Genomic DNA, 24,995 nt, shown 5'->3' on the forward strand with positions numbered 1-24,995 from the left:
GAGTCTCGTGGGCTCGGAGATGTGTATAAGAGACAGGGCGTGGGGGCGGGTGCACTTTCCTGGTGGGACACGAGCGGCTCCTCGTTTCTCCTGTGGAGTGCGGTCTGCTCCTGCGGAGTGCGGTCTTCCCCCGCCGGTGCGCGGACTTCTCCTGAGCGCGGGCTGACTGCCTGCCGGGATCGCGGAGTTCACCCCCGAATCTCCTGACCCGGCAGTAACCTTACTGCGAAGTAAATTTACGTGAGGTGACGCAGGGAAGGGAACTCCCCTGCCGGTGACGGACGTTGAATCCGCCGGGGACGTGTTGCTGCGCAGGGCGCCGCGACTGCTGCCGGCGCTCGCCCGGGGCGTGCTGAACGGCATCGGCAAGCGGCCGCGGCCGGATGCCGTGCTGGACGTCACCGAGGTACTCGAACTGAGCGTGTACGGCGAGGAGTTGCGGGCACACCGGCGCGGCACGGAAGTGGTGGTGGTGACCGAGGCGCGGCGGGCCGGGCGGCTGGTCCGGGTGGACCGGAGCAGTTATCTGGCGCGGCACCGGACGGCGGCGGGCGCGGGCGGCCCGGATCCGGCCGAGCCGCCCGCCGATGACGCCGCGGGGCCGGTCCCGCGGCCACGGGAGTGGCGGCTGCCCGCCGACCTCGGCCGCCGGCATGCCGCCGTGTCCGGCGACTACCACCCGATCCACCTGCACCCGCTCGCCGCCCGACCGCTCGCCGCCCGACCGCTCGCCGCCCGACCGCTCGCCGCCCGACCGCTCGGCCGCTCGGCTTCCCGCGCGCCCTCGCGCACGGCATGTGGACCTTCGCCCGCTGCGCCGCCGAGGCGGTACCGCCGGGAACCGCGCCCGTACGCCTCACCGCCGCCTTTCGCGCACCGGTGCTGCTGCCGGCGACCGTCACGTACACCCGGCGGGACGCCCCGGACGGCACGGGCAGCACCCTCCAGCTGCGGGGCGGCCCCGCGGCCGGGCACCCAGAGGGCCGCGTCCACCTGTACGGGACCGTCACGTACGGGACCGTCACGCGCTGACGACGCACCACCCGGGCCCGGGCCGACCGGGCGGACGGCCCGGGCCGAAGGCGACGACCGCCCGCGTCAGCCGCGGCTCTCCCCGCCGCCGACGCCCCCCGGCGTCCACCGTTCGCCGCCCATCAGGTGGCCCAGGCCGGTCCAGGCGAAGTTCATCATCGTGGCCGCGGCGTCCTTCGCCGTCGGATGCTCCCGGTCGCCCGAAGGCCCCTCGTCCGTACGGGCGTTGGCCCACTCGGCGAGCGACTCGGCCGCGCCGACCAGGGCGTGCGCGAGGCCCGCCACCTCCCGTTCGGCCAGCTCACCGACACAGCCCGCCTCCTTCGCGGCCATGCCGATCAGCTCCGTGACAAAGGCGACGATCTCCGCCCGCATCTCGGCGACTTCGAGCGCGAAGGGCTCGCCGTGCGTGCGGGCCTGCTGGTGCAGTACGGCCCAGCCCTCCGGGTGTTCCGCGGTGTGCGCGAAGAAGCCCTGCAGGCCGCTCCACAGCTGGCGGTCGGCCGCCTCCCCCGGCTGGACGGCCGCCGTCACAGCCGCCACCAGCGCCGCCCGCTCCCGCCGGATCACCGCGCTGAACAGTTCTTCCTTCGAGTTCAGGTAGAGATAGACCAGCGGCTTGGACACCCCCGCGACCTCGGCGATCTCGTCCATCGAGGCCGCCCGATAGCCGCGCCGCGCGAAGGTCAGCACCGCGGCGTCGAGCATTTGCTGCTCCCGGACCGCCCGCGGCACCCGCTTGCTCTTCACTGCTCCCACCCTGAATACCCCTCCATCCCGCCCCTTTACTGCAAAGTAAGTTTACGATCTTCGGCCTCCCGCCCCCTCCTTTCTTGACAGCCGCACCGGCATAACGAGACGATACGTCTCGTCACGTTGTCGTAGCTTCCGGAGGTCAGACCGTGCAGCAGTTCATCGACGCCGCCCCCGGCATCCGCCTGTGGACCGAGCAGCGCGGTGCCCCCGGGGCACCCCCGCTGCTGCTGATCATGGGAGCCCAGGCCACCGGCGTCGGCTGGCCCGACGCCCTGGTCGACGCGCTGGCCGCGCACCACCGGGTCATCCGCTACGACCACCGCGACACCGGCCGCTCCACCTGGCCGTTCGAGGAGCATCCGTACCGGATCGCGGACCTCGCCGCGGACGTGATCGCGGTCCTGGACGGGCTGGGCATCGAGCGGGCGCACATCGTCGGCATGTCATTGGGCGGCATGCTGGCCCAGATGGTGCTCGCGGACCACCCCGACCGCGTACTCAGCGCCACTCTCATCGGCACCAGCGCCCTCAGCACCACCCCCTACACCCGCCCCGACGGCAGCACCGTCCCGGTCGGCGAACTGCCCGGTATCGCGCCCGAGGTCCTGGAGCTGTGGGCCCGCCCGGTCGAGGATCACGGCCCGGCCGCGGAGCTGCGCCGCCGGATCGAACACTGGCGGGTACTCGCCGGTGACCAACTCCCCTTCGACGCCGGGTTCTTCCACGCCCTCGAAGAGCGCGTCATCGAGCACACCGGGCACCACCGGACGGGTACCGCGCACGGGCGGGCCGACAGCGACGGCATGCTGCGCACCGAGCAGCTCGCACGGAATCAGGTGCCGACGCTGGTCGTCGCCGCGCCCGCCGAGCCGGTGTTCCCGCCGCCGCACCCCCAGCACCTCGCGCAGTGCGTGAACGGCGCCCACGTGGTCGAGATCCCGGGCATGGGACATGCACTGCCCCCGGCCGTCCTCGGCTCGCTGGCCGACGCGATCCTCACCCACACCGGGGCAACGGGTGCCACAGGGACCCCGGAAGCCACGAACGTCACGGGCACGGGCACGCCGGGCTGACGGTGCCCGCACACGGCGACGCCCCCACCGGCCAGTGCGTGCCTGGCCGGCGGGGGCGCCGTACGGGGTCTCGCCTGCCGCCCGGGGGCGGCGGGTGCGCCGAGGGTCAGCTCGCGGCCCCGGCGGGAACCGGCTCGGCCTGGCTGCGGCTGCCGGCCTCGCTGCCGGTCTCGCTCTCACCGATGCGGATGCTGGTGGCGCGGGCGTACGCGTCGCGGTCCAGGATCTTCTCCTTGGCGGAGACCAGGATCGGGATGACCGACTGGCCGGCGACGTTGGTGGCCGTACGCATCATGTCCAGGATCGGGTCGATGGCCATCAGCAGACCGACGCCCTCCAGGGGCAGGCCCAGCGTGGAGAGGGTCAGCGTCAGCATGACGGTCGCGCCGGTCAGGCCGGCGGTGGCGGCGGAGCCGATGACCGAGACGAACGCGATCAGGATGTAGTCACCGACGCCGAGGTGGACGCCGAAGATCTGGGCGATGAAGATCGCGGCGATCGCCGGGTAGATCGAGGCGCAGCCGTCCATCTTGGTCGTGGAGCCGAACGGCACCGCGAAGGAGGCGTACTCGCGCGGCACGCCGAGGCGCTCGGTGACCTGCTGGGTGACCGGCATGGTGCCGACCGACGAGCGGGACACGAAGGCCAGCTGGATGGCGGGCCAGGCGCCGCGGAAGAACTGCAGCGGGTTGACCTTGGCGACGGTCGACAGCAGCAGCGGGTAGACGCCGAACAGGACGATCGCGCAGCCGACGTAGATGTCGAGGGTGAACGTCGCGTACTTGCCGATGAGGTTCCAGCCGTACGTCGCGATGGCGTTGCCGATGAGGCCGACGGTGCCGATCGGGGCGAGGCGGATCACCCACCACAGGGCCTTCTGCAGCAGCTCCAGCACCGAGCGGCTGATGTTGAGGACCGGCTCGGCCTTCTCCCCCAGCTGGAGCGCGGCGATGCCGGCGACGGCCGCCATGAAGACGATCTGCAGGACGTTGAGCTCGGTGAACGGCGTGATGATGTCGGTGGGGACGATGCCGGTCAGGAAGTCGATCCAGGAGCCGGCGTGGTCGGGGAGCTTGCCGTCCTTGGGGGTCAGGCCGGTGCCCGCGCCGGGGTGGGTCAGCAGGCCGATCGCCAGGCCGATGGCCACCGCGATCAGCGAGGTGGCCATGAACCACAGCAGGGTGCGGGTGGCCAGCCGGGCGGCGTTGTTGACCTGCCGCAAGTTGGTGATCGACACGAGGATCGCGAAGAACACCAGCGGGGCGACGGCCAGCTTCAGCAGCTGGACGAAGAGATCGCCGATGTGCTGGAGCGTCGAGGTGAGCCAGCCGAGGTCACCGTTCTTGGCGATCCCTCCGAGCAGCACGCCCAGGGCGAGGCCGATCAGGATCTGGGCCCAGAACGGGACCTTGGGTATGCGGGAGGACTTCGGGGTCTGGGGGGCCTGTGAGGACTCAGAGGTCTCGGCAGACGTGGACAACGGACACACTCCGGGGACAGGTGAAACGTCGGAAAACGGCGTGGACGAGCGCCAGGAGGTCCGTACTTCCGTCAGGATCTCCGGCCGCTGGATCAGATCGGTCAGCGGCGACGACAGGCCGCGGACATACAGCGGCAAAGATCGACGTGCAGGCGCGCCACGAGCGGAACGCTCATGGGGAACGGGGGCGCGGCTGCTGTCTGCATGACGAGTACGTTAACACTTGAACTTTGAGGAACCCAAAGAAAATCTTTGGGATCGGGGGGAGTGGACCGGACGAACACACCGCCAACAACGCGACAGGCGCCCGTTCATGGAGCGGAACTCCATCAACGGGCGCCTGTGGCGCATACGGCGGCTGTGAGGCGTCTTACAGAAAAGCGGCGCCTGCCGAGAGGCGGAACGGGCTGCGCGGTCCGCGCGGGCGGACGGCCCTACTGCAGGCCGTCCTCCTGGCTGGCGCTGGCCGCGAGCCGCTCACGCTGGCGGTCGACCTTGGCGACGATCTGCTCGGACATCGCGTCACGCTGCTTGCGCAGCAGCACGAAGCTGAGCGGCGCGGAGATCACGATGGCGAGCAGCAGCAGCCACACGGTGTTGGCGGCGCCCACCGCGAGCGGGATGACGTGGACGTAAGCCAGCCCCCACACCACGGCGAAGCAGGCGACGAACAGGCCGATGCGAAGGGCGGTGTAGCGGAGCGTGGCGAACTTGGGGCTACTCACGGACGGGACCTTCTTCTCAACGGCAACCGAAAGGGTCGCCCTCCAGTCAAGCACACGGCACACGCGATCTTCCGGGCCCCCGGGCTCCGGGGCCCCGGCTCACGGGCGCCGCCGCCGGGCCGCCCCGTCGCGGCTCAGCCGAGCTCCAGCCACAGGGTGATGTCGTCGCGGAAGTCACCGTCGGCGACCTTGATCGCGCCGGGCACCCGGCCGACCTCCTTGTAGCCGCAGGCTTCGTAGAACCGGCGGGCGCCGGTGCCGCCGCGGCAGGTCAGGCGGATGGCCGTGACGCCGTCGAAGGTGCGGGCGGCCTCGGCGACGGCCGCCATCAGCTGCCGGCCGATGCCCTGCCCCTGGAGCGAGGGGTGGACCATGACGGTGTAGACCCAGATCCAGTGCTGCATCAGGCGGTGGGCGCTGGGCGCGAGGTACGCGGTCGCCAGCACCCGGCCGGCCTCGTCGCGCCCGACCAGCAGCCGCTCGCGCCCCTCGGCCAGGGCCGTCAGCTTCCTGAGCAGGTCGGGGCGTATGTCCTCGCGCGTCACCGGCGGGACGAAGCCGACCGCGCCACCCGCGTTGGACACATCGGTCCACAACTCGCACAGGCCGTCGTGGAGTTCGGGAGTGACGGCGGGGTCCAGGTCGAAACGCACGTTCATGACCCGGACCCTACGCCCGCCACTGACAGACGGCTCCGACCTGGTCAGACGCGCATCGGCTGGGGCGACTCGCGGCGCTCGGGGTCCGGGCCCGGGTACTCGCGGATGGCCTCGTAGCGGGTGTTGCGCTCGACGGGGCGGAAGCCGGCGTCGCGGATCAGCTCCAGCAGGTCGTCCCGCGTCAGCTTGTTCGGCGTGCCGTAGTTGTCCGCGTCGTGAGTGATCTTGTACTCGACGACCGAGCCGTCCATGTCGTCCGCGCCGTGCTGGAGGGCGAGCTGCGTGGTCTGCAGACCGTGCATCACCCAGAAGCACTTGACGTGCGGGACGTTGTCGAAGAGGAGACGGGAGACCGCGAAGACCTTGAGCGCCTCGGCGCCGGTGGCCATCGTCGTGCGCGCCTGGAGGCGGTTGCGGACCTTGCCGTCCTTCATGTCGACGAAGTCGTGCTGGTAGCGCAGCGGGATGAAGACCTGGAAGCCGCCGGTCTCGTCCTGGAGTTCACGCAGCCGCAGCACGTGGTCGACGCGGTGGCGGGGCTCCTCGATGTGCCCGTAGAGCATCGTCGAGGGCGTCTTGAGGCCCTTTTCGTGCGCGAGGCGGTGGATGCGCGACCAGTCCTCCCAGTGGGTGGCGTGGTCGACGATGTGCTGCCGGACCTCCCAGTCGAAGATCTCGGCGCCGCCGCCCGTGAGCGACTCCAGACCGGCGTCGATCAGCTCGTCGAGGATCTCCGAGGCGGACAGCCCCGAGATGGTCTCGAAGTGGTGGATCTCGGTGGCGGTGAACGCCTTCAGGGAGACGTTCGGCAGCGCCTTCTTCAACTCGCGCAGCGAGCGCGGGTAGTAACGCCACGGCAGGGTCGGGTGCAGACCGTTGACGATGTGCAGCTCGGTGAGGTTCTCGTTCTCCATCGCCTTGGCGAGGCGGACGGCTTCCTCGATGCGCATCGTGTACGCGTCCTTCTCCCCCGGCTTGCGCTGGAAGGAGCAGTAGGCGCACGACGCGGTGCACACGTTCGTCATGTTGAGGTGACGGTTGACGTTGAAGTGGACGACGTCGCCGTTCTTACGGGTGCGCACCTCGTGCGCGAGGCCGCCCAGCCAGGCCAGGTCGTCGGACTCGTAGAGGGCGATGCCGTCCTCGCGGGTCAGCCGCTCCCCGGCGTGGACCTTCGCCTCCAGCTCCCGCTTGAGGCCCACATCCATCGACGCAGCCATCCGGTCGCCTCCCGTCTCCGCCCTGTCGTCAGGCGTCTCTAGCCGTTTCTTCAGCCGTGTCTCTAGCCGTTTCGATGCGTAAAACGAGCTTTGCCGAGCCTACTCCCCCGCCCTGACGGCGGACGGGGCGCCCTGACGGGCGGCCGGCGGGACGCCCGGACGGACGACGGACGGGCGGCGGACGCGCCACCCACGGAGGCGGACGGGCACCCGTGGCGGGCCCGTCCGTCGCGCGTCTCCGGCCGCTGCCCGGTGGCCTGTTCGGCCTATTCGGCGGCCTCTTCGGGCAGCTCGCCGACGCGGTTCTCCCACTTGGTGGAGAGCACGATCGTGGTGCGCGTACGGGAGACGCCCTTGGTGCCGGAGAGCCGGCGGATGGTGCGCTCCAGCCCGTCCACGTCGCCCACCCGGACCTTGAGCATGTACGAGTCGTCGCCGGCGATGAACCAGCAGTCCTCGATCTCGGCGAGGTCGCGCAGCCGGCGCGCGACGTCCTCGTGGTCGGCGGCGTCCGAGAGGGAGATGCCGACCAGTGCGGTGACACCGAGGCCGAGCGACGCGGCGTCGACGGTCGCGCGGTAGCCGGTGATCACGCCGGCCGCTTCGAGGCGGTTGATCCGGTCCGTGACGCTGGGCCCGGAGAGGCCGACGAGCCGGCCGAGCTCCGCGTACGAGGCCCGCCCGTTCTCGCGAAGTGCCTGGATGAGCTGCCTATCCACCGCGTCCATGCCCTCAAGCCTTCCAATCTTTACGCATTTTCGGGTTCTGCATGTAGAATCTAAGGCATACAGGGCCTAGACCCTGCGAATCTTTCAAGCGATCAAAGACGATCTCACAGGAGTTGTCACCGTGTACTCGATCGAGATGGCCTACGCCCGCATGCGCGAGCTGCAGGACCAGGCCAATCGTTCACGTGTCCACAAGCTCGCCGCCGAGCCGCGGGCCCGGCGCCGCTTCGGCCGCGCCACCGCGAAGAAGCGCTAAGGAGCGTCCGGGGCCTCCTCGTTCCTGGAGCCTCCCCGGAGCTCCCCCTCCCAGCGCCGGTACAACCCGTGCGGCACCTCGGCCGCATCGAGCACCCGGCCCGCGACGAAGTCCACCAGATCCTGGATGTGCGTCGCCCCCGCATAGAACGCCGGAGAGGCGGGCAGCACCACGGCGCCCGCCTCGTCCAGCGCCACCAGATGCTTCAGCGTCGGCCCGTTCAGCGGCGTCTCACGCACCGCGACCACCAGCCGCCGGCGCTCCTTGAGCGTCACGCTCGCCACCCGCTGCAGCAGATCCTTCGACAGCCCGAGCGCCACCCCGGCCACACACGCCGTACTCGCCGGGACGATCAGCATCCCCTTCACCGGATACGAGCCCGACGACGGCCCCGCCGCCAGATCACCGGCGGCCCAGTAGCGCACCTGCGCCAGCTCCGCCTCCGTCACCGGAAACGTCGCGGGCTTCCCGTCCGCCCCGCGCGCCAGCCACTCCCGCAGGTCGGCACGCCAGTGCGCGTCCCGGAACGCGATCCCGGTCTCGTCCAGCAACGTCAGTCGCGACGCCCGGCTCACGATCAGGTCCACCGCCTCCCCGGCGGCGAGCAGCCCGCGCACCACGGAAGCCGCGTACGGCGTCCCGGACGCGCCGGAGATCCCCACGACCCACGGACGGCGCCGTCCGGAGTCCTGCTTGCTGGTGTCGATGTGCGGCGGCTCCACGCATCGAGCCTATCCGGCGGAACCACGGACCCCGTCACGGCCGTTCTTACCTGTGCGCCCTCCCCGGGCCCGCCGGGGGACGACAGGTCCCGCCGGGTCCCGCCGGGTCCCGCCGGGTCCCGCCGGGGGACGCCGGGCCCCGCCGAGGGGCGCCCGGGGCGAAGGACGGGAAGGACGGCCGGAGATGGCAGGACGCACGACACGACGCGCAGGACCCGCGATCTGCCTGATGCTGGGCTGGGTCGCCCTGCTCTGGCTGCTGGAGGGCGTCGACGTCGTCACCGGGGGCGCGCTGGACACCTTCGGCATACAGCCCCGCGAGCCCGCCGAACTCGTCGACGTCGTCCCCGCGGCCTTCATGCACTTCGGGTTCGGCCATCTGGCCGCCAACACCCTGCCGCTGCTGGTGCTCGGCTTCGTCGCCGCACTGCGCAGCGGGCTGCGCCGCTTCGTCGCCGTCGCCCTGCTGGTCATCCTCACCAGCGGCCTGGGCGTCTGGCTGACCGCCGCCACGCACAGCAACACCGCGGGCGCCTCCGGCGTCGTCTTCGGGCTCTTCGGCTACCTCCTGGTCCGCGGCTTCATCGAACGCAAACCCCTCGACATCGCCATCGGCCTGGCCGTCGGCCTGCTCTACGGCTCCATCCTGTGGGGCGCCCTCCCGACCACCAGCGGCATCAGCTGGCAGGCCCACCTCTTCGGCCTGGCGGGCGGAGTCCTGGCCGCCTTCCTCTTCCGGGAGCGCCGGCCCCGCCCCGGAACCCCGACCCCGACCAACCTGCAAGGAATTGATTACGCTCCGTAATCGTTGCCGGAACAAGGAGGCAGCAGGGGCGAGGCAAGGCAGACAAGCGGAACAAGGCAGACGGGAGCGAGGCAGCAAAGGTAGGAACGAGGCAGGCAGGAAGGGTAGGAGCGAAGCAGGCGAGAGCGAGTCAGGAGACCGACGGGGGCGCCCCCGCACCCACAGAGCCCAGCCCGCGGCCCCCCACACCCGCAAGCCTCAGACCGACTGCCGCACCCGCGTAGCCCAGCCCGCCGGCCCCAACCCGCAAGCCTCAGGCCGACAGCCCACCCCCGCAGCACTGGGCTGATCAGGCCGACAGCCCACCCCCGCCGCACCGGGCTGCTCAGACCGCCGGCCCGCCCCGCCGCACTGGGCTCAGACCGACAGTCCCCGCACCAGCAGATCCAGCAGGGCGCAGACGAAGAGTGCGATCCCGATGAAGCCGTTGACCTGGAAGAACGCGCGGTTGAGGCGGGTCAGGTCGTGCGGCTTGACGATCGTGTGCTCGTAGCCGAACGCCGCTGCCACGATCAGCAGGCCCAGCCAGAAGAACGCGCCCGCGCCGGTCGCCAGGGCGTACCAGACGAACAGCGCCGTCGTGACGAGGTGACAGCCGCGCGCGCCCCAGATCGCGGCCGGGATGCCGAAGCGGGCCGGGACCGACCGGACGCCGATCTCGCGGTCGGTGTCCACGTCCTGGCAGGCGTAGATCAGGTCGAAGCCGCCGATCCAGATGCCGACCGCGAGGCCGAGGATCACCGCCTCCCAGGACCAGGACCCGGTGATCGCGATCCACGCGCCGATCGGGCCCATGGCTTGGGCGAGGCCGAGGATCGCCTGCGGGAAGTTGGTGAACCGCTTGCCGTACGGATAGACCACCATCGGCACCACGGCGACGGGCGCGAGCGCCAGGCACAGCGGGTTGAGCAGGGCCGCCGCGCCGAGGAAGACGACCAGGGCGATCAGCGCGCCCGTCCAGGCGGACTTCACCGACACCGCGCCGGTGACCAGTTCGCGGTGCGCGGTGCGCGGGTTGCGGGCGTCGACCTCGCGGTCGATGATCCGGTTCGCGGCCATCGCGAAGGTGCGCAGGCCGACCATGCAGACGGTGACGAGGAGCAGCAGGAGCCAGTCGATGCGCCGGTCCCGCTGGTACATCGCGGTCAGCGAGGCGATGTAGGCGAAGGGCAGGGCGAAGACGGAGTGCTCGATCATCACCAGGCGCAGGAACGCCTTGGTGCGTCCGGGCTGCGGGATCGCTGCGGATGCGCTGGTCACGAGAGTCCGTACTCCTTCCAGCGGCGGTCCACGAGGGCCGCCGTGCGCGGGTCGGACTCGACCATGTCCGGCCAGCCCCCGTCCCTCGTGTAGCCCTCCTCGGGCCACTTCCTCGTTGCGTCGATGCCCGCCTTGCCGCCCCAGAACTGCTGGTAGGAGGCGTGGTCGAGGTGGTCGACGGGGCCCTCGACGACGGTCAGGTCGCGGGCGTAGTCGGTGTTGCCGAGCGCGCGCCAGGAGACCTCGTGGAGGTTGTGGACGTCGCAGTCGGCGTCCACCACCACGATCAGTTTGGTCAGCGACATCATGTGGGCGCCCCAGATGGCGTGCATGACCTTCTGGGCGTGCTTGGGGTACTTCTTGTCGATCGAGACGATCGCGCAGTTGTGGAAGCCGCCGGACTCGGGCAGGTGGTAGTCCACGATGTCCGGGACGATGATCTTGAGGAGCGGGAGGAAGAACCGCTCCGTCGCGCGGCCCAGCGGGCCGTCCTCGGTCGGCGGGCGGCCGACGACGATCGACTGGAGCAGCGGCCGCTTGCGCATCGTCACGCAGTCGATGGTCAGCGCCGGGAAGGGCTCCTGCGGGGTGTAGAAGCCGGTGTGGTCGCCGAACGGGCCCTCCGGCAGCATCTCGCCGGGCTCCAGCCAGCCCTCGATCACGACCTCGGCGTGCGCCGGGACCTGGAGCGGGACGGTCTTGCAGTCGACCATCTCGATCCGCTTGCCCTGGAGGAAGCCGGCGAAGAGGTATTCGTCGATGTCGCCGGGGAGCGGGGCGGTGGAGGCGTAGGTGACGGCCGGGGGGCAGCCGAAGGCGATGGCGACCGGCAGCTTCTCCCCGCGTTTGGCGGCGACCTGGTAGTGGTTGCGGCTGTCCTTGTGGATCTGCCAGTGCATGCCGATGGTGCGCTTGTCGTGGCGCTGCAGGCGGTACAGGCCGAGGTTGCGTACGCCGGTCTCGGGGTGCTTGGTGTGCGTCAGCCCGAGGTTGAAGAAGGAGCCGCCGTCCTTGGGCCAGGTGAACAGCGCGGGGAGCTGGTCCAGGTCGACGTCGTCGCCCGTGAGCACGACCTCCTGGACGGGTGCGCTCTCGCCCTTGACCTTCTTCGGCGGTACGTGCGTCATGCCGGCGAGCTTGCCGAACGCCTCGCGGATGCCGACGAAGCCGTGCGGCAGCTCGGGCTTGAGCAGGCCGCCGATCTTGCCGCTGATGTCCTCGTACGCCTTCAGGCCCAGGGCTTTGAGCAGCCGGCGGTCGGTCCCGTAGACGTTCATGGCGAGCGGCATCGCCGAGCCCTTGACGTTCTCGAAGAGCAGGGCCGGCCCGCCGGACTTCTGCACCCGGTCCACGATCTCGCCGACTTCCAGATACGGGTCGACCTCGGCCTTGATGCGCTTGAGGTCGCCTTCCCGCTCAAGTGCACGCAGGAACGAGCGGAGATCGTCATAAGCCATGCGTTCCAGTATCGGGTACGCACTACCCTGGGCGGGTCACCGGGCCCCGTCGCGAGGCCCGCCGTCGCGCACAGGGGGCCCGTTCCGCAATGCTCAGGTATCTGCCGTTCCTACTGGTGCTGGCACTGTGGATCTACGCGTTCATCGACTGCCTGAACACCCCCGAATCGCAGGTGCGCGGCCTGCCGAAGGTCATCTGGGTGATCGTCATCCTGCTCTTCGGCGAGGTGCTGATCGGTCCGGTCGCATGGCTGGTGGCGGGCAAGCACCGGCACCCGGTGGCGGGCGGCGGCTCCACCCCGTCGGAGTGGCACCGCAGCCACAGCACGGCGAAGTGGGTCGCGCCGGACGACAATCCGGAGTTCCTGCGTTCCCTCAAGGAGGAGAACAAGAAGGACGAGGCCCTGCTGAAGGACTGGGAGGCCGATCTGCGGCGCCGCGAGGAGGAGCTGCGACGCAAGCAGGGTGAGGTCTCGAACGGCCCGGACGACACCCCGCCGGCCAAGGGCTGAGACGGGCGGCAGCGCGTACGGTGCTCCCATGGACCGTACGCAGGACTGGGGACAGGACCGCGACGAGGTGCGGCTGCACGGCGGCGACGGCCACAGGGATCCGGCCGGGCATCCCCTTCATCTCCAGGAGCAGGCGCGCGCCATGCTGGCGACGGCCGTCGCCGAGGCCCGCGCAGGTCTGGCGGAGGGCGGCATCCCGATCGGTGCGGCGCTGTACGGGCCGGACGGCGCGCTGCTCGGCCGTGGCCGCAACCGCCGGGTCCAGGACGGCGATCCGTCGATGCACGCGGAGACGGCGGCGTTCCGCGCGGCCGGCCGGCAGCACAGTTACCGCGGTACGACGATGGTGACGACGCTGTCGCCCTGCTGGTACTGCAGTGGTCTGGTGCGCCAGTTCGGCATTTCGCGGGTGGTGATCGGCGAGGCCCGTACCTTCCACGGCGGACACGACTGGCTGGCCCGGCACGGGGTGCGGATCGTGCTGCTGGACGACGCCGACTGCGCGGCGATGATGCGGGACTTCATCGGCGCGTACCCGGCCCTGTGGCACGAGGACATCGGCGACGAGTGAGCCGTACGGCCCAGTCCGGAGCGGGCATGTCCCCGGCGCTTGAGCCCCATACCGTCATCCTGGCGGGCGTGGCGCACAACAACCCGCACTACGACCCGGGCTGGTCGGGTTTCTTCCTCGCGCTGGTGGTGATCGCAGGGTGCCTGATCGTCCTCGCCGGTCTGGCGGTGACGATCGCTCTCTTGCGCGTCGAAGGACGGAAACTCTGGGGCCACTACGTGATCGGCCCGGCGATCCTGGTCATCGGCCTCGCCACGGCCGCTGTCGGGTTCCAGCTGCTGTAGCCCGGAGCGGAAGGGCCACGGTCGAGGCCGGCGGAGGCGTCGGCGGGACGCTCCCGCGGGCAATCCTTCGCAGCGCCGGCACGCGGTGAAGCAGGTATCCGGCACCTGAGAGGGAGACGCCCAGGGGGCATTCGGAAGCTATTGCCACTCAATAGGCGCTTCAGCACGCTCCCGGTATGGCCGGTAACGATGACTACGGCCACACATTCCGGCAAGAAGCACGGCCCGCTGCCAATACCCTCTTCCGCACGCTGTCCGTTGCCGTAAGCGTGATAAGGGCGTTCCCTACAAAATCATCCCCAAGGGATAGGAGATAGAAATATGTCCAGGCGTGCAGATATCGACTTCACTTTTCAGGATCCAATCACCGTTTCTGCCATGATGCGCGCACTTAGCCCTACGGGATGGAGCCCCGTAGAACCTCTCGGTGTTTCATTTTTCATTGAGGAAGACGGAGACATTGACTGGGAGACAGGTGACGCGAAGGACGCGAACTTCATCGTTACCGCCCTGGACGCTCCAGAGAACACCGAGAAAGCCACAGGAGTGTCCCTCTACAACGAGTCCACAGGCCGCGGTGGAACACTCCTCTTCTTTTCAGGGAGAACACAGGTTTCCTTCACGCCGTCGATCGACCGCAAGCCGCTCAATGAGGATCTCCCCAGGATGACCGACATTGCCTGGTATCTCAATCAGCTTGTTTTTCCGCTCGTCCACATCGGGCTTTCCGGCTACGAGGCCAGGGACCTTCTGGACTAAGAGAACAGTCATCGCGCCCTACATGGCGCTTGGCTCGTTGAGTCCGCCATGGGGAGTGGATGCAGGGGCGTACCGTTCCGCCGGCGAAGGTGCGGCCGCGGGGGCAGCGATGTGGCGGATACCAGCAGCGAAGCGGTATTCGCCACCATCACCTTCACGTAGGCCAATGCAGGTCCGCAGCCACTCCGTTGGGCAAGCCGGCCGAAGCGTGGATCATAGGGCCGTGACGAAGTCGACGAAGAAGGCAACTCCGGTCGAGAGGCGAGATTTTGAGCCAAGGCTCTCCGCCTACCAAAGGGGTGTACGAGAACGGCTCCTCGCTGCCCCCGTTGTGCCTGCACCCGAACCCTGGCAATCCGTGGTCTTTGCCCCCGTCGGCGGGCTCCTCGGAATCGGCTTCGCGTCGCATCCCGAGGACCGCCGCGATCTGGTGATGGTCGTCTCACGGGACGGTCACGGCCTCTTCGATGCCGTCACTGGGGAGAGGATCGCCAGGGACCGCGAAACCGACCCCGAGGATGAGACTCCCGACTGCACTCCAGACTTGTCCTGCCCCGGCCTGGGGCCGATCACCGGAAGCCGGGTACACATAGCAGGGCTCTTCGGCGGAGGACTCCACACCACCACCGCAGACGGTTGGTGTCTGGAGGTCGTCACCCCGGCGTGGCCGAATGATCGGGTCCTGCTCTCCCGTGACGGCGGGCTGCCTCACTCCGGTCCCCACGGCGAGCGGTGGTGGCACATCTTCCACTCGAACTACTCCGAATTCCGGGCGACCGGCTTCTCGCCGTCCGGGCAGACCATCGCCGTCGCGACCAGCAGCGACATTTCACTGTGGAGACGCAGGACGGGTCACCGTACAGCCCCGGCTGGAGAAGGGTACGCAGGCTGACGGCGACGCCGAGCTCATGAAGCGAGGGGAGGCCGCGGCGGCGGCCGCGTTGCTGCCGCGGGAGCGTCCGTACCCGGCACCCGAGGGAACTCCGGGGCTTGGCCGCGTGTCCTGACGTTGCTTCACAAACGCGTAATTCCGGCCATCGAAGGGTCCGTGGGGCACTGCTTCGTGTGACGTACGGGACGTAGGGCGCTTTGGCCAACTGGCGGCCGTTCACAGCCAATTGAGGTGTCGTTCAGATGCCTCCCCCTGCCCGGGAAACTCTCCCGCCGCCACAGTCAAGTCGGCCCACTGAGGGCTCACGCGACTCAGGGAGAGTGGCACATATGCCCGACATGACCCGACGCAGACTCCTCGGCTCCGCGGCCGGCGCGGTCGGTGGCGCCGCCGTGCTGTCACTGCTGCCGCCCAGTGTCCAAAAGGCCGTCGCCGCCGGACCGGCACGTCACGGCTCACTGCACGACATCGAGCACGTCGTCATGCTCATGCAGGAGAACCGCTCGTTCGACCACTACTTCGGCACGCTCAGCGGCGTCCGCGGCTTCGCCGACCCGGACGCGCTGACGCTGCCGGACGGCCGGTCGGTCTTCCATCAGCCGGACGCGCAGAACCCGGACGGCTATCTGCTGCCGTTCCGTCTGAACACCCACACCTCCAGCGCGCAGGCCATCCCGTCCACCAGCCACGCCTGGTCGGTGCAGCACGAGGCGTGGAACGGCGGCAAGATGGACCGCTGGCTGCCGGCGCACCGCAAGGCCGACGGGGTCAACGGGCCGTACGTGATGGGCTATCACACCCGCGAGGACATCCCCTTCCAGTTCGCCCTGGCCGAGGCGTTCACGCTGTGCGACAACTACTTCTGCTCGGTCTTCGGCCCGACCTGGCCGAACCGGCTGTACTGGATGACCGGCACCATCGACCCGGGCGGCAAGCTGGGCGGTCCGGTGCTGAACAACACCGCGCCGAAGCCGTACCGCTGGACGACGTACGCGGAGCGGCTGGAGGCGGCCGGCATCAGCTGGAAGGTGTACCAGGAGGAGGACGACTACGGCTGCAATCTGCTGGAGCAGTTCCAGACGTTCCGGGACTCCAAGCCGGGTGAGCCGCTGTACGAGCGGGGGATGCGGTCGCAGCCGGCCGGCACGTTCGAGGAGGACGCCCGCAACGACCGGCTGCCGGCCGTGTCCTGGCTGATCCCCACCAGCCACCAGTCGGAGCACCCGGACTATCTGCCGGCGGCCGGCGCCGATTACGTGGCGCAGAAGATCGAGGCGATCGCCTCGAACCCGAAGGTGTGGGCGAAGACGGTCTTCATCCTGAACTACGACGAGAACGACGGCCTGTTCGATCATGTGCCGCCGCCGGTGCCGCCGGCGGGCACGAAGGACGAGTTCGTGGGGGGCCTGCCGATCGGCGGCGGTTTCCGGGTGCCGTGTCTGATCGTCTCGCCGTGGACGGTGGGCGGCTGGGCGGCCGGGGACGCGTTCGACCACACGTCGGTGCTGCAGTTCCTGGAGCGCTGGACGGGTGTGGAGGAGCCGAACATCAGCGACTGGCGGCGGGACGCGTTCGGTGATCTGACGTCGGCGTTCGGGTTCCGGCATGCGGCGTACCGGCCGCCGCGGCTGCCGGACGACACGGCCGAGAAGCTGGCGGAGGCGCAGTGGGAGGTGGCGCATCTGCCGAAGCCGACGTTGCCGGGGGCGGGGCAGCAGCCGCCGCGTCAGGAGCGCGGGCGGCGCAAGCGGCGCTGAGCGCGCGCGGAGCGGAGCGGCGCCGGGGGCGCGGGCCGGGGCGCGCCGCGGTGGGAAAACGACGGTGCCGTACGGGGCAGGGCCCGGTCGGGGCCCGGCCTGCCGTACGGCACCGGGGTGGTGAGCGGCCGGTGGGTCAGACTCCGGCGTAGGAGTGCAGGCCGGTCACGAAGATGTTCACGCCGTAGTAGTTGAACAGGTAGCAGGCGAAGGCGATCAGGCCGAGCCAGGCGGCCTTGCGGCCCTTCCAGCCGGCGGTGGCGCGGGCGTGCAGGTAGCAGGCGTAGGCGACCCAGGTGATGAAGGACCAGACCTCCTTGGGGTCCCAGCCCCAGTAGCGGCCCCAGGCGGCCTCGGCCCAGATGGCGCCCGCGATGATGGTGAACGTCCACAGCGGGAAGACGGTGGCGTTGACGCGGTAGGCGAACTTGTCCAGCGAGGCGGCGGAGGGCAGCCGTTCCAGGACGGAGGCGGCGAAGGCGCCGGGCTGCTTGCCGGCCGGGTCGGCGAGCTTGGCCTCGTAGCGGTCGCGGAAGAGGAACAGCAGGGTGGCGACCGCGCCGAGGTAGAGCACCGCGCCGGAGAGGATGGCGCAGCTGACGTGGATCCACAGCCAGTACGAGTGCAGCGCGGGCACCAGCTGGTCGCTGGCGGTGTAGAGCACCGTGACGGCGAGGCCGAGGTCGAGCAGGACCGTGGTGATCAGGGGCAGGCCGATCCAGCGGACGTTCTTCCTGAGGGTGAGCAGCAGCAGGTAGACGCCGACCGCGACCGCGGCGAAGGTCGTGGAGAACTCGTACATGTTGCCCCAGGGGGCGCGCTGTACGGACAGGGCGCGGGTGACGACGCCGCCGACGTGCAGTGCCCAGGCCAGGACGGTCAGGGAGATGGCGATCCGGCCGTAGAGGTCGCCCTTCTCGGTGCCGCCGGCGGCGCCGGGGCCGTCGGGGACGTCGCGGCTGCCGGCGGCGGTCTTGGTGATGACCTTGGGGCGTTCGAGGACGGCGGTGCCGCCGCCCTGCCGGTCCGCCCGGGCGGGGGCCGCGGCGGTGGCCTGGGCGGTCAGCGCGGCGGCGGTGCGGCCGACCTTGCTGCGGCTGCCGAACACCCACTCGGCCATGTGCGCGACGAAGGCGAGCGTGTAGATCGCCATTGCCGAATAGACCAGGACATTGCTGTTGTGTGCCAGCGTCTCGTTGGCTGCGGCAGCGATGTTCACGCGCGCGCTCCTTCGGAGGGTTCAGCAGGGCCGTCGGAGTCGGTGGGCTCCACGGTGTCTTCGGGGTGCGGGGCGAGGGGTGCGTCGGGCTCCAGGGCCGCGGCGAGGGCGCCGAGCTCCTCGGGCAGGCGGGGGGACTCGCTGCGGCCGAGGCCGGCGATCTCGACGACGGTGGCGCCGCTGCCGTCGTCGGCCGGCTCGGCGCGGACCCAGACGCGGCGCCGCTGGATGAACAGCGAGCCGGCCAGGCCGAGCAGGGCGGCGACCGCGCCGGTGAGGGCGAGGCCGTTGCCCGGCTGGTGGCTGATCTTGAAGCTGGCCCAGGTCTTGATGCCGTTGAAGGTGATGCTGCCGTCGCCGCCGGGCAGCGTCATCGTCTGGCCGGGCTGCATCATCTGGGCGACGGCCCGGCCGCCGACCTTGTACTGCTTGAGGTTCTTCATCTGCAGTTGGTAGACGTTCTGCGGCAGTCCGGAGTCGACGCCCAGGTCGCCGTGGTAGGCGGTCAGCACCAGCCGCGGATTGTCCAGGGCGGGGAACTGGGAGAACATCGAGCCGGAGCCCTTGCCGCCGAAGGTCGGCACGAAGAAGCCCTGGAAGCCGAGCTGGTTGCGCTTGCCGTCCTTGGTGCGCGCGCCCGGCACCTTCACCACGCCGGTGGAGGTGAAGTTCTTGCTGTCCTGCGGCAGGAAGGGCACCGCGCCCTTGTAGACGACCTTGCCGCGGCCGTCCTTGACGGTGACCTGCGGGGAGTAGCCGTGCGAGAGCAGGTAGACGCGGTTCCCGGCGATGTCGAGGGGGCTGTTCACCTCGATGGAGGTCTTGTGCTCCTTGCCGTCGGCGCCGGAGAAGTAGCGGACGTCGGCGCGGAAGATGCGCGGGGTGCCCTTCTGGGGTCCGGTGCGCTCGTAGGTGGCGACGAACTTGTCGAGGGTGAAGCCGAAGGGCTCCATGGTGTCGGTGTCGAAGAAGGCACCGGACTTGAAGTCGTCGTACTGGGTGAGGCTGTTGGCGAAGCCGTCGCCTTCGGTGATCAGCTTGCCGCCCTCGGACTTCCACAGGCTGCCGACGGCGAACGCCACCAGCATCACGATCAGCGCGACGTGGAAGACGAGGTTGCCGACCTCGCGCAGGTAGCCCTTCTCGGCGGCGACCGCGGTGCCGGAGCGGTGGGCGCGGAAGCGGCGCTTCTTCAGCAGCCGGCCGGCCGCGTCGAGGACGTCGTCGGGTGCGGCGTCGGTGCGCCAGGTGGTGTAGGCGGGCAGCCGGGTCAGCCGGCGTGGGGCGGCCGGCGGGCGGCCGCGGAGCTGTCCGACGAACTGCCAGGTTCGCGGGACGATGCAGCCGATCAGTGAGATGAACAGCAGCAGGTAGATCGCGGAGAACCACACCGAGCTGTAGACGTGGAACATCCCGAGCTTGTCGTAGATGCCGCCGAGGCTGGGGTGGTCGGTTTTGAACTGGTCGACCTTGACGGGGTCGATGCTGGTCTGCGGGATCAGCGAGCCGGGGATGGCGCCGATCGACAGCAGGAAGAGCAGCAGCAGCGCCACCCGCATCGAGGTCAGCTGCCGCCAGAACCAGCGCACCCAGCCGAGGGGGCCGAGCGAGGGGAGGGTGACGTCTTCTCTGGGCGCGGTGGAGAGCTGGGACCCGGCCGCGCCGAGATCGTTGCCCGCGTCGCCGGCGGCCGGTCCGCTCTCCGGGTCGCGGGGGGTGTCGGTCTTGGTGGACATCAGTCAGATCCCAACGGTGGTGCTTTGCGCCCAGCTCTGAAGTCCGGACATCCAACTGTCCCAGAGGCCGGTGACGAGGAGGACGCCGAGGGCGACCATCATGCCGCCGCCGATCCGCATCACCCACGTGTAGTGCCGCTTGACCCAGCCGAACGCGCCGAGCACCCGCCGGAAGGCGAGGGCGACGGCGATGAAGGGCAGGCCCAGGCCGAGGCAGTAGACGACGGTGAGCAGGGCGCCGCGGGCGGCGCTGGCCTCGTAGAGGGAGAGGGTGTTGACGGCGGTGAGGGTGGGGCCCAGGCACGGCGTCCAGCCGACGCCGAAGAGCACCCCGAGCACCGGCGCGCCGACGAGTCCCATGGTGGGCTTCTTGTGGAAGCGCAGCTCGCGCTGGCCGAAGCGTTTGAGCACGCCGGCGAAGGCGAGACCGAGCAGGATCATCAGCACGCCCAGCGCGCGCGAGATGACGTCCTTGTACTGCTGCAGGTTCTGCCCGAAGAAGCCGAAGAGCGCGCCGCCGGAGACGAAGACGGCGGTGAAGCCGAGGACGAAGAGGGAGGCGCCGGCGAGCATCCGGCCGCGGCGGGCCTCGGCGAGGTCGGTGCCGGTGACGCCGGTGACGTACGACATGTAGCCGGGGACCAGCGGCAGGACGCAGGGGGAGAAGAAGGAGACCAGTCCGCCGAGCAGGGCGACGGGCACGGCGGCGAGCAGGGCGCCGGTCATGACGGTCTGGTTCTCCGCGGCGGCGGCGAGCGGTACGAGGTGCATCGCGGGGCCGGTCACTTCTCGGCGATCAGCGGGGCGACCATTTTGCGCAGATCGTCCTCGGTGAGCGGGCCGATCGAGCGGGCAGCGATCTTGCCGTGCCGGTCGATGGCGATCGTGGAGGGGATGGACTGCGGGTTGAGGCTGCCCTTGGGGAAGCGCAGCATCAGCCGGCCGGTGGGGTCGAACAGGCTCGGGTAGGGCACCTTGTGCTCTTCCTCGAAGCTGGTGGCCTGCGACTTCTCGGAGTCGCGGGTGTTGATCCCGATGAACTGGACGCCCTTGCCGTCGGTGTCGTGGGCGACCTTGGCGAAGTTGTCCGCCTCGGCGATGCAGGGGCCGCACCACGATCCCCAGACGTTGAGGATGACGACCTTGCCCTTGTAGTCGGCGACGTCCAGCTTCTTGCCGGTGGTGGTCTCGCCGGACAGGTCTGGCGCGGGCTGCCGGTCGCCCTGCTTGACGGTGTCGACGCCGTTCTTGCCCTGGACGAAGCGGGTCTGGGCCGAGCCGCCGGAGGCGCCGTCCCCGCAGGCGCTCAGCGTCAGCGAGGCGGCCGCCGCCCCTGCGGCGAGCAGGGTGATCCGGCGGCGCGTGCGGCGGCGTGGGGCGCGGCTAGTCATGTGAAAAGTTTCGCATGGGCCTTTTCCGGATCTTCCGCGCCCCCCTGGGGTGGCTTTGTCCGGGGCCGGAGCGGCACGTCAGGCCGCTGTGAGGTACGTCTTCCAGCCTTCGTGCGGGCGCCGGCCGACGGGGACCTGCTGGAGCTTGCGCAGCACCTCGGGGTCCTGGGCGTCCAGCCAGTCGGCAAACTGCCGGAAGGACACCAGATGGACATCGCGGTTCTGCTCGTTGGCAATGTGCTTGACGGCGTCCTCGACGGCGTCCATATAGATGCCGCCGTTCCACTGCTCGAAGTGGTTGCCGATGAAGAAGGGCGCGCGGTTGGTCTCGTAGGCCCGGCGGAAACCGGAGATATAGGCGTCGGTGGCCTGCCGGCGCCAGCCCGGGTAGTTGACCGGCGGCGCCTTGGTGGAGTTCTTCGACTGGTTGGCGAGGATGTTGTAGTCCATCGAGAGCACCTCGAAAGAGTGCCCGGGGAAGGGAATCTGCTGGAGCGGGAAGTCCCAGATCCCCATCTTTTTCTTGGGCCACATCTGAAGGCCGCCGGGGGAGCTGGCGTCATAGCGCCAGCCGAGTTCGCGGGCGGTCGGCAGGAGGTTTTCCTGGCCGAGCAGACACGGCGTACGGCTACCGACCAATTCCTGTCGGTAGTCGAAGGGCAGCGGTTCCAGATCGGTGAATCCGGTGTTGGTCCGCCACTTTGTGACGAAGTCCATGGCCTGGTCGATCTCGGACTGCCACTGGCGGGGGCTCCAGTGTTTGACCGAGGTCGGGGCGTCGCCGCAGAAGTGGCCGTTGAAGTGGGTGCCGATCTCGTGGCCGTCGAGCCACGCCTGGCGCACGTACTTCAGCGTCTCCTTGATGTGGTCGTCGCTGAGGTAGCCGATGGCGGAGGCGCCGCGCCGGTTGTTCGGCGGCTCGTAGAGGTGCTTCTGGGATTCCGGGAGGAGATAGAGACCGGAGAGGAAGAAGGTCATGGCCGCGCCGTGGTCCTTGGCGAGCTTGAGAAAGCGCGGGAAGAGGCCGTTGCCGACCTCTCCCGCGCCGTCCCAGGAGAAGACCACGAACTGCGGAGGGGTCTGTCCGGGCTCCATCCGTTCGGGTGCTTTCGGCTGGTGGGGCTGTGCGCCGTAATTCGCTGTGGAACCGTCACCGATGAGCTTGGGGCGGGCCTGGACGGAGTTCTTGACCTTCTGCTTGTCCGCCCCCGCGTCCGAGTCCGACGAGGAGCAGCCGGCGACGCCCAGCGCCGCGGCTGCCCCAACTCCCATACCCAGCAGGTTTCGCCGGCTGATCGCGCGCATACCCTCGTCCCCATCCGTGCTCGCCGAACTCAATGTCCATATAAACGGACAACCGAGAAGAGGGCATGTCGAGCGAGGGGGTTCCGAGTTAATCGATCGGATATCTCATTTTGCTTGTGTTTGACGTTCCGCCAGGTGACACGATGTCAGGCCCCGAAAGCCTTGGCCTTTCCCTTGACCGGTTTGGCGCCCGCCAGAAGGTGGGAGGGAACCAGATCGCGCGCCGGCTCGCTGTACCCCACCGAGATGATCTTGTCGCCGTGGAACGTGAACGACGTCAGCGAGGCCAGCGTGCACTGCCGCTTCCGCGGGTCGTGCCACAGCCGCCGCCGCTCCGCGAAGCTGCGCACGATCCAGATCGGCAGCTGATGGCTGACCGCCACCGCCTCGTGGCCGCGCGCCGCGTCCCGGGCCGCCCCGAGCGCCGCCATCATCCGTACGACCTGCTCGATGTACGGCTCGCCCCACGACGGCCGGAACGGGTTCGTCAGGTACTTCCAGTTGCCCGGCTTCTTCAGCGCGCCGTCACCGACCCCGAAGGTCTTGCCCTCGAAGACGTTGGCCGCCTCGATCAGCCGCTCGTCGGTGGCCAGCTCCAGGTTGTGCGCGCCGGCGATCGGCGTCGCGGTCTCCTGCGCACGCTCCAGCGGCGAGGACACGACATGGGTGATGTCGCGCTCCGCGAGGTGCTCGGCGACCCGGTCGGCCATCTTCCGGCCCAGGTCGGAGAGGTGGTAGCCGGGGCGGCGGCCGTAGAGCACGCCGTCGGGGTTGTGCACCTCGCCGTGCCGCATCAGATGGACGACGGTGATTTCTTCGCTGCTCATGTCACCCATCATTCCGTCGCTTCGGCGGCGGCCCGCGCGGCGGCCGGCAGGGCGGCCGCGATCCGCTCGACGGCCTGCGTGTCGTGCGCGGTCGAGACGAACCACGACTCGAAGGCGGACGGCGGGAGGTAGACGCCCTGCGCCAGCATCGAGTGGAAGAAGGCGGTGAAGCGGAAGGACTCCTGCGCCTTGGCCTCGTCGTAGTTCGTGACGTCCGCACCGGTGAAGAAGACCGAGAACATGTTGCCCGCGACCTGGAGGCGGTGCGCGACGCCCTCCTTCGCCAGCGCCTCGGTGACCAGCGCGCGCAGCTCGGCGGAGACCGCGTCGACCTTCTCGTACGCGGCGTCGTCCAGCAGCCGCAGCTGCGCGACACCGGCCGCGGTGGCGATCGGGTTCCCGGACAGGGTGCCGGCCTGGTAGACGGGGCCGGCCGGCGCGAGGTGCGCCATGACGTCCGCGCGGCCGCCGAAGGCCGCGGCCGGGAAGCCGCCGCCCATCACCTTGCCGAAGGTCATCAGATCCGGACGTACACCATCAATGCCGTACCAACCGGACTTGCTGACGCGGAAGCCGGTCATCACCTCGTCGGAGATGTACAGCGCGCCGTTGTCGGAGCAGATGTCCTTCAGGCCCTGGTTGAAGCCGGGCAGCGGCGGCACCACGCCCATGTTGCCGGGCGACGCCTCGGTGATCACACAGGCGATCTCGCCGGGGTGCGCGGCGAACGCGGTGCGCACCGCCTCCAGGTCGTTGTACGGCAGCACGATCGTGTCGCCGGCCTGCGCGCCCGTCACGCCCGGCGTGTCGGGCAGCCCGAAGGTCGCCACGCCGGAGCCGGCGGCGGCCAGCAGCGCGTCCACGTGCCCGTGGTAGCAGCCCGCGAACTTGACCACCTTGGGGCGGCCGGTGAAACCGCGCGCCAGCCGGATCGCCGACATCGTCGCCTCGGTGCCGCTGGAGACCAGCCGCACCTGCTCGACCGGCTCGATCCGGGCCACGATCTCCTCGGCCAGCTCGACCTCGCCGGCACCGGGCGTCCCGAAGGACGTACCGCGGGAGACGGCCTCCTGGACGGCCGCGATCACCTCGGGGTGGGAGTGGCCGAGGATCATCGGACCCCATGAGCACACGAGGTCGACGTACTCACGGCCGTCGGCGTCGGTGAGGTACGGACCGGCACCGGACACCATGAACCGGGGCGTACCGCCCACGGCCCGGAACGCCCGCACCGGGGAATTGACGCCGCCCGGCGTCACCGCGGACGCGCGCTCGAACAGCGACTGCGAAACAGGGGCTTCATACGGAAAAGACACTGTGATCCTGACCTGCATAAACGGGGAGGGCGGCGACGCACGGACACGGCCCGGCTGACAACGGTGCGGGAATCCCCGCTTGGACCACCCAAGGTGCCGCGCGGTTCCCGTTCGATCCTTTTTTGATTCCTCTCGCTTTCGACCGGGCGTCAGCCCCCACTCGTCTGCGAAACTGGGGCGACGTACGAGTAAGTCACGCAAGCAATGGTCTCAGAGGCGCACGGGGGCGTGCGGCCGGGCGTTTCATGCGCCG

At 69.7% G+C, this 24,995-nt stretch carries 25 protein-coding genes and 1 pseudogene; 10 read left to right on the top strand and 16 right to left on the bottom strand.

Going from position 1 to position 24,995, the window contains the following annotated elements:
- Nucleotides 1-409: 409 nt before the first annotated feature.
- Nucleotides 410-1,032: pseudogene (locus tag OO62_RS38480) on the top strand (hypothetical protein); the annotation flags it as partial.
- Between the two features lie 66 nt (nt 1,033-1,098).
- On the opposite strand, the gene OO62_RS30915 reads toward OO62_RS38480, so the two are convergent.
- The gene (locus OO62_RS30915; RefSeq protein ID WP_033270965.1) at nt 1,099-1,791 is read right to left on the bottom strand and encodes a TetR/AcrR family transcriptional regulator; all 693 of its coding nucleotides are present in this window, start codon (nt 1,789-1,791) and stop codon (nt 1,099-1,101) included.
- Nucleotides 1,792-1,934: 143 nt separating this feature from the next.
- Between OO62_RS30915 and OO62_RS30920 the strand changes: the two genes are divergently transcribed.
- Nucleotides 1,935-2,861, top strand: a complete 927-nt coding sequence (locus OO62_RS30920) for an alpha/beta fold hydrolase (protein WP_051733759.1) — start codon at nt 1,935-1,937, stop codon at nt 2,859-2,861.
- Between the two features lie 106 nt (nt 2,862-2,967).
- On the opposite strand, the gene OO62_RS30925 is transcribed toward OO62_RS30920, so the two are convergent.
- From OO62_RS30925 to OO62_RS30945, 5 genes are all read right to left on the bottom strand, one after another.
- On the bottom strand, nt 2,968-4,341 hold the full coding sequence (locus OO62_RS30925) for a dicarboxylate/amino acid:cation symporter (RefSeq protein ID WP_033270966.1): 1,374 nt from the start codon (nt 4,339-4,341) through the stop codon (nt 2,968-2,970).
- Nucleotides 4,342-4,775: 434 nt separating this feature from the next.
- Entirely contained in the window at nt 4,776-5,066 is a 291-nt protein-coding gene (locus tag OO62_RS30930; protein ID WP_033270967.1) for a DUF4229 domain-containing protein, read from the bottom strand.
- A gap of 134 nt (nt 5,067-5,200) precedes the next feature.
- Nucleotides 5,201-5,725: a GNAT family N-acetyltransferase gene (locus OO62_RS30935; RefSeq protein WP_033270968.1), complete on the bottom strand. Its 525-nt coding sequence runs from the start codon at nt 5,723-5,725 to the stop codon at nt 5,201-5,203.
- Nucleotides 5,726-5,769: 44 nt separating this feature from the next.
- Entirely contained in the window at nt 5,770-6,933 is a 1,164-nt protein-coding gene (mqnE, locus tag OO62_RS30940; RefSeq protein ID WP_033270969.1) for an aminofutalosine synthase MqnE, read from the bottom strand.
- A 278-nt stretch (nt 6,934-7,211) separates the two neighbouring features.
- Entirely contained in the window at nt 7,212-7,673 is a 462-nt protein-coding gene (locus tag OO62_RS30945; protein ID WP_033270970.1) for an Lrp/AsnC family transcriptional regulator, read from the bottom strand.
- 121 nt (nt 7,674-7,794) lie between these two features.
- Here OO62_RS30945 and OO62_RS41430 point away from each other — a divergent pair, with 121 nt between their 5' ends.
- Entirely contained in the window at nt 7,795-7,929 is a 135-nt protein-coding gene (locus OO62_RS41430; protein ID WP_266105133.1) for a hypothetical protein, read from the top strand.
- On the opposite strand, the gene OO62_RS30950 is transcribed toward OO62_RS41430, so the two are convergent.
- Nucleotides 7,926-8,651 carry a UbiX family flavin prenyltransferase gene (locus OO62_RS30950; RefSeq protein ID WP_051733760.1) on the bottom strand — a complete coding sequence of 242 codons (726 nt, stop codon included), beginning with the start codon at nt 8,649-8,651 and terminating at the stop codon, nt 7,926-7,928. The two genes, OO62_RS41430 and OO62_RS30950, sit on opposite strands and share 4 nt — an antisense overlap.
- A 184-nt stretch (nt 8,652-8,835) precedes the next feature.
- Here OO62_RS30950 and OO62_RS30955 point away from each other — a divergent pair, with 184 nt between their 5' ends.
- On the top strand, nt 8,836-9,456 hold the full coding sequence (locus tag OO62_RS30955) for a rhomboid family intramembrane serine protease (RefSeq protein ID WP_033270971.1): 621 nt from the start codon (nt 8,836-8,838) through the stop codon (nt 9,454-9,456).
- Between the two features lie 357 nt (nt 9,457-9,813).
- Here OO62_RS30955 and mqnP read toward each other — a convergent pair whose 3' ends face one another.
- Both mqnP and OO62_RS30965 read right to left on the bottom strand, forming a co-directional pair.
- Nucleotides 9,814-10,716 (bottom strand): menaquinone biosynthesis prenyltransferase MqnP, encoded by a 903-nt coding sequence (gene mqnP, locus OO62_RS30960; protein ID WP_033270972.1) that lies wholly within the window; start codon nt 10,714-10,716, stop codon nt 9,814-9,816.
- Nucleotides 10,713-12,173 carry a menaquinone biosynthesis decarboxylase gene (locus OO62_RS30965; RefSeq protein WP_033270973.1) on the bottom strand — a complete coding sequence of 487 codons (1,461 nt, stop codon included), beginning with the start codon at nt 12,171-12,173 and terminating at the stop codon, nt 10,713-10,715. Before OO62_RS30965 ends, mqnP begins: the two co-directional genes overlap by 4 nt.
- Before the next feature lie 89 nt (nt 12,174-12,262).
- Between OO62_RS30965 and OO62_RS30970 the strand changes: the two genes are divergently transcribed.
- From OO62_RS30970 to OO62_RS30990, 6 genes are all read left to right on the top strand, one after another.
- A complete protein-coding gene (locus OO62_RS30970) occupies nt 12,263-12,685 on the top strand; it encodes a PLD nuclease N-terminal domain-containing protein (RefSeq protein WP_033270974.1) in 423 nt (140 codons plus the stop codon).
- 28 nt (nt 12,686-12,713) lie between these two features.
- Entirely contained in the window at nt 12,714-13,256 is a 543-nt protein-coding gene (locus OO62_RS30975) for a nucleoside deaminase (RefSeq protein ID WP_033270975.1), read from the top strand.
- 26 nt (nt 13,257-13,282) lie between these two features.
- Nucleotides 13,283-13,540, top strand: a complete 258-nt coding sequence (locus OO62_RS30980) for a hypothetical protein (RefSeq protein ID WP_033270976.1) — start codon at nt 13,283-13,285, stop codon at nt 13,538-13,540.
- Nucleotides 13,541-13,861: 321 nt separating this feature from the next.
- Nucleotides 13,862-14,299, top strand: a complete 438-nt coding sequence (locus tag OO62_RS39750; protein ID WP_129322983.1) for a hypothetical protein — start codon at nt 13,862-13,864, stop codon at nt 14,297-14,299.
- Between the two features lie 223 nt (nt 14,300-14,522).
- The gene (locus OO62_RS30985; protein ID WP_033270977.1) at nt 14,523-15,191 is read left to right on the top strand and encodes a hypothetical protein; all 669 of its coding nucleotides are present in this window, start codon (nt 14,523-14,525) and stop codon (nt 15,189-15,191) included.
- Between the two features lie 329 nt (nt 15,192-15,520).
- Nucleotides 15,521-16,948: an alkaline phosphatase family protein gene (locus OO62_RS30990; RefSeq protein ID WP_033270978.1), complete on the top strand. Its 1,428-nt coding sequence runs from the start codon at nt 15,521-15,523 to the stop codon at nt 16,946-16,948.
- 136 nt (nt 16,949-17,084) lie between these two features.
- On the opposite strand, the gene ccsB is transcribed toward OO62_RS30990, so the two are convergent.
- The 7 genes from ccsB to hemL form a co-directional block, all read right to left on the bottom strand.
- The gene (gene ccsB / locus OO62_RS30995; protein WP_033270979.1) at nt 17,085-18,167 is read right to left on the bottom strand and encodes a c-type cytochrome biogenesis protein CcsB; all 1,083 of its coding nucleotides are present in this window, start codon (nt 18,165-18,167) and stop codon (nt 17,085-17,087) included.
- Nucleotides 18,164-19,903, bottom strand: a complete 1,740-nt coding sequence (resB, locus tag OO62_RS31000) for a cytochrome c biogenesis protein ResB (RefSeq protein ID WP_033270980.1) — start codon at nt 19,901-19,903, stop codon at nt 18,164-18,166. The genes ccsB and resB overlap by 4 nt, the downstream gene beginning before the upstream one ends.
- Before the next feature lie 3 nt (nt 19,904-19,906).
- Nucleotides 19,907-20,674 (bottom strand): cytochrome c biogenesis CcdA family protein, encoded by a 768-nt coding sequence (locus OO62_RS31005; RefSeq protein WP_033271016.1) that lies wholly within the window; start codon nt 20,672-20,674, stop codon nt 19,907-19,909.
- 11 nt (nt 20,675-20,685) lie between these two features.
- The gene (locus OO62_RS31010; protein WP_033270981.1) at nt 20,686-21,294 is read right to left on the bottom strand and encodes a TlpA family protein disulfide reductase; all 609 of its coding nucleotides are present in this window, start codon (nt 21,292-21,294) and stop codon (nt 20,686-20,688) included.
- Between the two features lie 78 nt (nt 21,295-21,372).
- Entirely contained in the window at nt 21,373-22,599 is a 1,227-nt protein-coding gene (locus tag OO62_RS31015; RefSeq protein ID WP_033270982.1) for a polysaccharide deacetylase family protein, read from the bottom strand.
- A 146-nt stretch (nt 22,600-22,745) separates the two neighbouring features.
- Complete coding sequence (locus OO62_RS31020) at nt 22,746-23,426, bottom strand: histidine phosphatase family protein (RefSeq protein ID WP_033271017.1); 681 nt, start codon at nt 23,424-23,426, stop codon at nt 22,746-22,748.
- 8 nt (nt 23,427-23,434) lie between these two features.
- Nucleotides 23,435-24,760 carry a glutamate-1-semialdehyde 2,1-aminomutase gene (gene hemL, locus OO62_RS31025; protein ID WP_033270983.1) on the bottom strand — a complete coding sequence of 442 codons (1,326 nt, stop codon included), beginning with the start codon at nt 24,758-24,760 and terminating at the stop codon, nt 23,435-23,437.
- Nucleotides 24,761-24,995: the final 235 nt, after the last annotated feature.

It is taken from the genome of Streptomyces lydicus (genome assembly GCF_000717345.1).
Lineage (GTDB): Bacteria > Actinomycetota > Actinomycetes > Streptomycetales > Streptomycetaceae > Streptomyces > Streptomyces lydicus.